The sequence below is a fragment of the Pseudoduganella sp. RAF53_2 genome, assembly GCF_052113985.1.
Taxonomy (GTDB): domain Bacteria; phylum Pseudomonadota; class Gammaproteobacteria; order Burkholderiales; family Burkholderiaceae_D; genus Rugamonas.
This window is the reverse complement of record NZ_JBFRDW010000262.1, coordinates 1-7,702: the sequence shown is the minus strand read 5'-3', so window position 1 is coordinate 7,702 and position 7,702 is coordinate 1. Positions and strand designations below refer to the sequence as shown.

The following is a 7,702-nucleotide window of genomic DNA, read 5'->3' as shown; positions in this document are numbered from 1 at the left end:
CACCAACGTTGCCTCCCTGAACGCACAGCGTAACCTGAACTCGTCGCAATCCGCCCTGTCGACCTCGCTGCAGCGCCTGTCCTCCGGCCTGCGCATCAACAGCGCCAAAGACGACGCCGCTGGCCTGGCAATTTCCGCACGTTTCTCTTCCCAGATTCGTGGTAACAACCAAGCTGCCCGCAACGCAAACGACGGTATTTCGCTGGCTCAGACGGCTGAAGGTGGCCTGAGCACCGCAGGTGACCTGCTGCAGCGTATTCGCGAACTGTCCGTGCAGTCCGCTAACGGCACCAACTCCGATTCCGACCGCAAATCGATCCAGAACGAAGTTTCGTCCCTGGCAAAAGAACTGGACCGCGTGGCCAACACCACCCAGTTCAACGGCCAGAACGTGCTGGACGGTTCCCTGACCTCCGCTCAGTTCCAGGTTGGCGCGAACTCCGGCCAGACCATTAACATCGGCGTGCAATCGGCTAAAGCTACCGACATCGGCAACAACACCCTGTCCGGCTACTTCAACGCTGGTGGCGGTTCCCTGTCCGACGCGATCGCCGGCACTGCCAACAACCAGGTTGCTGACACGCTGACCTTCACCTCCGGCTCCGGCACCACCACCACGGTGACCACCGCCGCAGGCGACAGCGCGAAGAAGATTGCAGCTGCAGTGAACGCCAACACCAGCGCCTCCGGTGTGACCGCCAGCGCCAAGACCACTGCAACCCTGCAAGGTCTGGTCACCGGCACCGACGGCTCGGTTCAGTTCTCTCTGCGTGGCGACAACTCGATCGAATCGGATGCCAACTCTACCGCCGTGACCATCTCGGCTAAGGTAAAAGGCGGCGACCTGTCGGCTCTGGCTCAGGCAATCAACGCACAAACCAACACCACCGGTATTTCCGCATCCATCAAGTCGAACCCGACCAATGGCAGCAAAGAAATCCAGCTGGTGAACAGCTCCGGTGCTGACATCCAGATCACCAACACCAATGGCGCTTCGGACGACCTGCTGGCTGCTGCCACCATGCGCGGTACCGACAAGCCAGCCGTCGGCTCGCAAGCTGCAGTATCGGCATTCACCTCGCCTGCAATCGGCGCGAGCGGCCAAAGCGTTACCGTGGGTGGCCATCTGGACTTCTCCTCGGRCAGCGGCTTCAGCCTGGCTTCGACCAACAACTCGACCACGATCGTGAACGGCACCACCGGTTCCGACCTGCAGTCCGTGGCCAAGATCGACGTGTCCACCGTTGACGGTGCTAACGCTGCTCTGAAGACCATCGACTCGGCACTGAACGCAATCAACAGCAACCGCGCTTCCCTGGGTGCGATTCAGAACCGTTTCGCTTCGACCATCTCGAACCTGCAGACCACCTCGGAAAACCTGTCGGCTTCCCAGAGCCGTATTCAGGATACCGACTTCGCTGCTGAAACGGCTAACCTGACCCGTGGCCAGATCCTGCAGCAAGCTGGTACCGCGATGCTGGCGCAAGCTAACTCGCTGCCGAACGGCGTGCTGTCCCTGCTGCGTGGTTAATTCCCCGCGTGAGCAAGCTTTTATAATGTGATGGACTTCCATCGCTTATAACCGCCACCCCGGCCGGCTTTTAGCCTGCCGGGGTTTTGCACAAAGGAAGCATCATGACTATCGATTCAATCGCTACAGCCGGCACGAACCGTTCCCTGGAACGGCCGCTTGCCGCAGCCGAATCGGCCGTCCTGCAAGGCACCGGCCGCGCGCCAGCCACTGCCACTGAAACGGCAGCCGCTGTTACGGCAAGCGCCCCGGCACCGACGCTGGAACAAGTCTCACAGGCCGTATCTAAGCTGAATAAAGCAGCTCAGGAAAAAGCCCAGGGCGTCGAGTTTTCCATCGACGGCGATACCAAGCTCACGGTAATCAAGGTGGTCGATCARTCCACCAAGGAAGTGCTGCGCCAGATGCCTACACCAGAGGCGCTGGAAATTGCCAAATCGATCGATTCGGCACGCAGCCTTATACTTAAAGAAACTGCCTGATACGGCGCGCCACGGCGCGCCGTTTTTTTTCCACTGTGGCATGATGGTGCTAGGGCGACATCACGGTCCAGTCCGCAGAACAGGACAACAATTCCCTCTCTCAAGTCCTGTTTATTGCTGCCGATAATCCCCTATATTGGTAGCGTTTTCATCAGGAGCAACAAGTGGGCATTTCTTCTCCCGGCATTGGTTCCGGCATCGACGTCAACACCATCGTCAGCAAGCTGATGGCCGCAGAGTCGGCGCCGTTGGCTGACCTCGACAAGAAGTCCGCCAGCTACCTGGCCAAGGTCAGCGCGTTTGGCAACCTGTCCGGCGCACTGTCGACTTTCCAGGGCACCTTGTCCGGCCTGAGCAGCGTCTCGGCGTTCCAGGCCATGACGACCAAGTCCAGCGCGGAATCGGTGCTTACCGCTAGCGCGACCGCCAAGGCAGCGACTGGCAACTACAAGATCAATGTCACCCAGGTAGCCCAGGCGCACACGCTGGCGTCCACGGTTGGCTACAAGACGACCTCGACCGCCATCGGTACGGGACAGAAGACCAACATCACTTTCCAACTCGGCACCGTGACTGGCGGCGTATTCGGCGTCACTGGCGCGGCACTGGGTGCTGGCGTGGTTACCGGCGGCATCACGCCCGGTGGCCTGACTATCAATGGCACTTCGATCGCAACCGATTCCAGCACCCGTAGCGCGCGCGCGCTGGCGGATGCCATCAATGCCAAGGAATCCACCACGGGGGTGAGCGCCAAGGCATCACCAACCTTGACTTCGGCTACCCTGTTCGGTAGCGGTGGTGCAACCACCTTCGGCGCGGTGGACACCAGCGGCGGCGGCACCTATTCCCTGAGCATTGGCGGCGTGCAGATCGCCACCCAGGCGGCCGGCGTCGCCGCTGGTTCGGGCGTTGACGCGGCAGCTATTGACGCAGCGCTGGTTCCAGGCAGTGCCGTATCCCAGGCGTTGGCCAATGCCAATATCACATTTACCGGCAGCGCTGCTGACGGTACTCTGCAATTCACCAATCCGGACGGCGCCAATATCGCCATTACGGAAACGGTCACAGGCGCCGTGAACGGTGGCTTAGGCAAGACCTCGGCAACCGCCAACGCAGGTTCGACGGCGACCGCGACCAGCAATATCGTTCTGCAATCGAATGACGGCAGCCAGATCTCGGTGGGCGGCAGCAATCCATCCGCCGCTGGCCTGACCGCAGGCACCGGTGGCAGCTACAGCACCGGCGCAAGCTTTGCGGTGGACGGCGACCGCACTTCCGGCACGATCACGATCGACAGCACGAATAACACCCTGGCAGGCATCCGTGACGCCATCAACAAAGGCAATTTCGGCGTGACTGCTAGCATCGTATCGGACGGCAGCGAGAACACGCCGCAGCACCTGGTGCTCACCTCGACCGCGACTGGTGCCTCGTCAACGATGAAGATCTCGCTCGCTGGTTCCGGCGGCAACCCGCCCGATGCTGACCTGGTTTCGCTGCTGGCCTATGATCCAGCTGGCGCGCAGAACATGAGCCAGAAGTCGGCTGCGCTGGACACTATTGCAACTATCAACGGCATTAACGTCACCAGCTCCAGCACCAGCATCAGCGATGCAGTAGAAGGAATGACGTTTGATATCGTGGGTACTGGCAGCTCCACCGTAAATGTCTCTCGCGATAACAGCAAGGTCACCAGTGCCGTCAATGACTTCGTCAAGGCGTACAACGACCTCAACAGCCAGATCAAGTCCCTGACGGCTTATGACCAGGATACGCAGACCGGTGGTCCGCTGTTGGGTGATTCCACTGTGCAAAGCCTGCAAGCCAGCCTGCGTCGTCAAATGTCGACCCAGTTGACCGGTTTGAAAGGCAGCCTGACCTCACTTGGCCAGGTGGGTATTTCTTTCCAAAAAGACGGTACGTTGAGCGTTGATAGCAGCAAGCTGAACAAGGCGCTGGCCGGCAATTTCAACGATATCGCCGGTGTGTTTGCCGCGATCGGTAAGACCAGCGACAGCGACATCAGCTTCACCAGCTCCACCTCGGCTACCCAGGCAGGCGACTACGCCATCAACATTACTCAGCTGGCAACCCAAGCCAAGATGACAAGCGGCAGCGCCCTGCCCGCCGAGATCACGATCGACGACAATACCCAGTGGACCTTTACGCTGAACGATACTTCGCCATCCAACGCCAGCAATTCGGCCACCGTCACTCTAGCTGCAGGCAGCTACACGCCGCAGCAGCTGGCGACGATGATGCAGTCCGCCATTAACGGCGCGAGCAATTTCTCGACTGCTGGCTCGACCGTGGCTGTAACCGTGAATACCGATGGCACGCTGCAAATTCTGTCGAACAAGTACGGCAGCAAATCGAACATCAGTATCAGCGATCTGAACGGCTCGAGTGTTGCATCCATTTTCGGTGGTGCGACAGCTTCGAATGGCGTTGACGTTGCCGGCACAATTGGCGGCTATTCGGCCACTGGAGACGGGCAGTCCCTGACCGGCGCGCCAGGAGCCCCGGTGGAAGGACTGAAAATGCTGGTACAAGGTACCAGCACAGGCCTCCGCGGTGACATCGGCTTCTCGCAAGGTTACGCTTACCAGCTCAACACGCTGGCCAGCGGCTACCTCGGCAGCACCGGCATTCTGAATGGCCGCACGACAGGTTTGAATAATAGCGTCAAGGATATTCAGAAGCAGAAAGATGCCTTCAATGCCAAACTCGCGGATATTGAAGCCCGATACCGCAAGCAGTACACTGCACTTGATACGGCGGTAGCCAGCATGAACTCGACTGCGACCTTCCTGACGCAGCAACTGGCCAAGCTTCCTTCGGCCAGCTAAATCGATTTAGAGGAGATTCACAATGTTTGGAACCAGGCAAACCGGCGTCAATGCCTACGCCAAAGTAGGCATGGAAACCGGGGTTGTTGCCGCCAGTCCGCACCAGCTGATCGTGATGCTGTTCGACGGCGCCATGACGGCGATCGCCAGCGGGCTGACCAACATGCGAGCAGGTAATATCGGCGAGAAAGGCAAGGCGATCTCCAAAGCCATCATGATCATCGACAGCGGTTTGCGCGCTGCGCTGGACAAGAAGGCRGGTGGCGAGATTGCCGAAGGCCTCGACGCGCTGTACGAATACATGAGCAATCGCCTGCTGCAGGCAAATCTGGAGAACAAGCCCGAGATTCTGGAAGAAGTGCAACGCCTGCTGGGCGAATTGCGCGATGCCTGGAATGCCATCGGCAATACCCCGGCCGCAAATCCTCAGGCTCCCCAGAAAACCCCGAATTTCGCGAGCGTTTGATAATGACGATGAGCCCACTGGAAGTCGTGAACACCTACGCCCGTATGGCGGAACTGACCGAGCGCATGCTGGCCGCCGCCAAGACTGGCGATTGGGACCAATTGGTCATGCTGGAGCAGCAAGTGGCCGCCCAGGCCCGCCGCCTGCAGCAGCAAGAACCGGCCGAAGCCCTGCAAGGCGAACAGCGCGAGCGCAAAGTCGCCCTGATCCGGCGTATGCTGATTGCCGACCGCGAAATCCGCGACCTGGCCATGCCCTGGATGGCGCAACTCTCCGCCCTGATCAACAGCACCGGTACTGAGCGCCGCCTGGTGAATGCCTACGGCAGCGTCTAAGCTGCCCGCACGCGATGGCGACGCGGCTTGACGCGCCGGGCGTGCGCCCTCTTCCCGCTGTCGATGGGCGCGTTGCAACCGCACCGGTCGGCGACGCGCGCCAGCAGGCGTTTCAGCGCGCCCTGCAAAACCTGGTGGGCCAGACCGTGTCGGCCCAGGTCCTTTCCAAATTCAACGATGGCAGCTACCTGGTGCGCGTGGCGGATACCAACGCGCGCATGCTGCTGCCGTCCAATGTGCAGGCAGGCACTTCGCTGCCCTTGACCGTGGTCGCGGCCGATCCACGCCCTACCTTGCAGATCGGCGCCGGCAATCCCAACGCGGGCGAAGCGGCCGTGCTCTACACGGAAGGCAAGCCGCTGCCGCCCATGGCCGAGGACACGGCACGCCTGCCGTCGCAGGACACCAGCACGCTCAGCCAGGCAGGCCGCCAGGCCGCGCAGCAAGCTGCGCAAGGCCAGACGCCGGGGCAGCCCGGCGCCGCTGGCCAGCCGGGCGTGCCGCCGCAAGCGGCCCAGCTCGCACAAGCCGGTCAGCAAGGCGCCGCGCAAGCAGGCTTGCCCGCGGGTGCTGATGCCGAAGCCGCTGCGCAAGCGTCCGGCACGGGCGCTCAAGCCGGCGCGCAGGCTGCGGGAACGCGCCCGCAAAGCGCGGCGGCGACGCTGCTCAGCAAAGCCCCGCTGACGCCATCCGAGCAGCTTCCACCGCTCGACAAGAACACGCCGCAACCCACGCTGAGCCCCGCTGCGCGCGCCATCTCCACGGCGCTGAGCGCGGCCTACACCACGCCCGGTGTGCCGGTCACGATCAATGGCAAAACGCCGCTGTCCGATGGTGGCCCACCCGACACCGCCAAGCTGGACCAGAACCTGAAACAAGCCCTGGGCGACAGCGGCCTGTTTTACGAGTCGCACGTGGCCGAATGGGCCGAAGGCAAGCGACCCTTGCAGGACTTGCAGCGCGAGCCGCAAATGCAGCGCATGGCGCAAGCCGCCGCGCAGACGCCGGCCGAAGCCGCGAACAAGCTGCTGAACGGCCCCGATCTGTCCGCTGCGCAAATGATCAACCAGCAGCTGCACACCCAGGAACAGGGCAAGGTGATCTGGCAAGGCCAGGCCTGGCCCGGCCAGCCCATGCAATGGGAAATCGAACGTGACCGCCGCGATGGTGGCAAGCAGCAAGAGCGCGGCGGCGAACGCGAAAGCGAACCGGTCTGGCGCAGCGGCGTACGCTTCCGTTTCCCCATGCTCGGCAAGGTGGGCGCCAAGGTCACCATGGTGGGCGAGCAAGTCCACATCCAGGTCGAGTCCGGCAGCGAAGACACAGCTGCCACCTTGCGTGCCTGGGCCAGCATGCTGCAAGGCGCCATGGACGCGGCTGGTGCGCCATTGGCTTCATTGACCATCAGCGCGGAGGCTGGCGATGGACAATCCTGACCAGCCACGCCGCCCGCTGCAAAGTGCGGTCGCCCTCGCCTACAAATCCGGCCAGGCGGCACCAAAAGTCGTCGCCAAAGGACGCGGATTGGTGGCCGAGCAGATCATTGCCGTCGCCGCCGAACATGGCGTGCACATCCATGAGTCGAAGGAATTGGTGTCGCTGCTGATGGAAGTGGATCTGGATGCACAGATCCCGCCAGTGCTCTACCGTACAATTGCGGAACTGTTGGCCTGGCTTTATCATATTGAAGCAGCGCAAAAGTCTGGACAGCCCCCGCCCCCGGCACCGGACTTGAGCACACCGATCGAATCCCCAGACAACGGACTTTGATGCACACTTATATTTCGGATGCGGACCTGGAGAATTGGCATGATTTTGAGGTGGAATCCCGCCGCGAGATTGTCGCCCTCTTACGCAGCATCAGTGAGAAAAAGCAGCTGATCCGTATGCTGGTACACGGTGAATCGGACGTGTGCGTGACCTCGATTCTGGAAGTCGATCCGGACAATGACGCGGTCATTCTCGACTGCTCCGTCAACCCCGACCAGAACCGCCGCATCCTTGCAGCTAAAGCCGTTTCCTATGAAACCTCGCTGGAC

At 61.3% G+C, this 7,702-nt stretch carries 8 protein-coding genes; all 8 read left to right on the top strand.

Annotated elements, in window-relative coordinates; all coding sequences use genetic code 11:
* Nucleotides 1-1,531 (top strand): flagellin N-terminal helical domain-containing protein (locus tag AB4Z11_RS16455; protein ID WP_442026319.1); only part of this gene is annotated, 1,531 nt, incomplete at its 5' end.
* A 104-nt stretch (nt 1,532-1,635) separates the two neighbouring features.
* The gene (locus AB4Z11_RS16450) at nt 1,636-2,013 is read left to right on the top strand and encodes a flagellar protein FlaG (protein ID WP_442026318.1); all 378 of its coding nucleotides are present in this window, start codon (nt 1,636-1,638) and stop codon (nt 2,011-2,013) included.
* A 164-nt stretch (nt 2,014-2,177) separates the two neighbouring features.
* A complete protein-coding gene (gene fliD / locus AB4Z11_RS16445; RefSeq protein WP_442026317.1) occupies nt 2,178-4,862 on the top strand; it encodes a flagellar filament capping protein FliD in 2,685 nt (894 codons plus the stop codon).
* Between the two features lie 22 nt (nt 4,863-4,884).
* Nucleotides 4,885-5,328: a flagellar export chaperone FliS gene (gene fliS / locus AB4Z11_RS16440; RefSeq protein ID WP_442026316.1), complete on the top strand. Its 444-nt coding sequence runs from the start codon at nt 4,885-4,887 to the stop codon at nt 5,326-5,328.
* An 8-nt stretch (nt 5,329-5,336) separates the two neighbouring features.
* Nucleotides 5,337-5,663 carry a flagellar protein FliT gene (locus AB4Z11_RS16435; protein WP_442026315.1) on the top strand — a complete coding sequence of 109 codons (327 nt, stop codon included), beginning with the start codon at nt 5,337-5,339 and terminating at the stop codon, nt 5,661-5,663.
* A 41-nt stretch (nt 5,664-5,704) separates the two neighbouring features.
* Nucleotides 5,705-7,099: a flagellar hook-length control protein FliK gene (gene fliK, locus AB4Z11_RS16430; protein WP_442026314.1), complete on the top strand. Its 1,395-nt coding sequence runs from the start codon at nt 5,705-5,707 to the stop codon at nt 7,097-7,099.
* Nucleotides 7,086-7,433: an EscU/YscU/HrcU family type III secretion system export apparatus switch protein gene (locus AB4Z11_RS16425; RefSeq protein WP_442026313.1), complete on the top strand. Its 348-nt coding sequence runs from the start codon at nt 7,086-7,088 to the stop codon at nt 7,431-7,433. The genes fliK and AB4Z11_RS16425 overlap by 14 nt, the downstream gene beginning before the upstream one ends.
* Nucleotides 7,433-7,702, top strand: a 270-nt coding sequence (locus tag AB4Z11_RS16420; RefSeq protein WP_442026312.1) for a flagellar regulator YcgR PilZN domain-containing protein, incomplete at its 3' end; no start/stop codon positions are given. The genes AB4Z11_RS16425 and AB4Z11_RS16420, both read left to right, overlap by 1 nt.

What these genes read in the sequence shown, in the direction of transcription:
- AB4Z11_RS16435 (WP_442026315.1), top strand. Translation starts at nt 5,337, where the DNA reads ATGAGCCCACTGGAAGTCGTGAACACCTACGCCCGTATGGCGGAACTG.
- AB4Z11_RS16425 (WP_442026313.1), top strand. Translation starts at nt 7,086, where the DNA reads ATGGACAATCCTGACCAGCCACGCCGCCCGCTGCAAAGTGCGGTCGCC.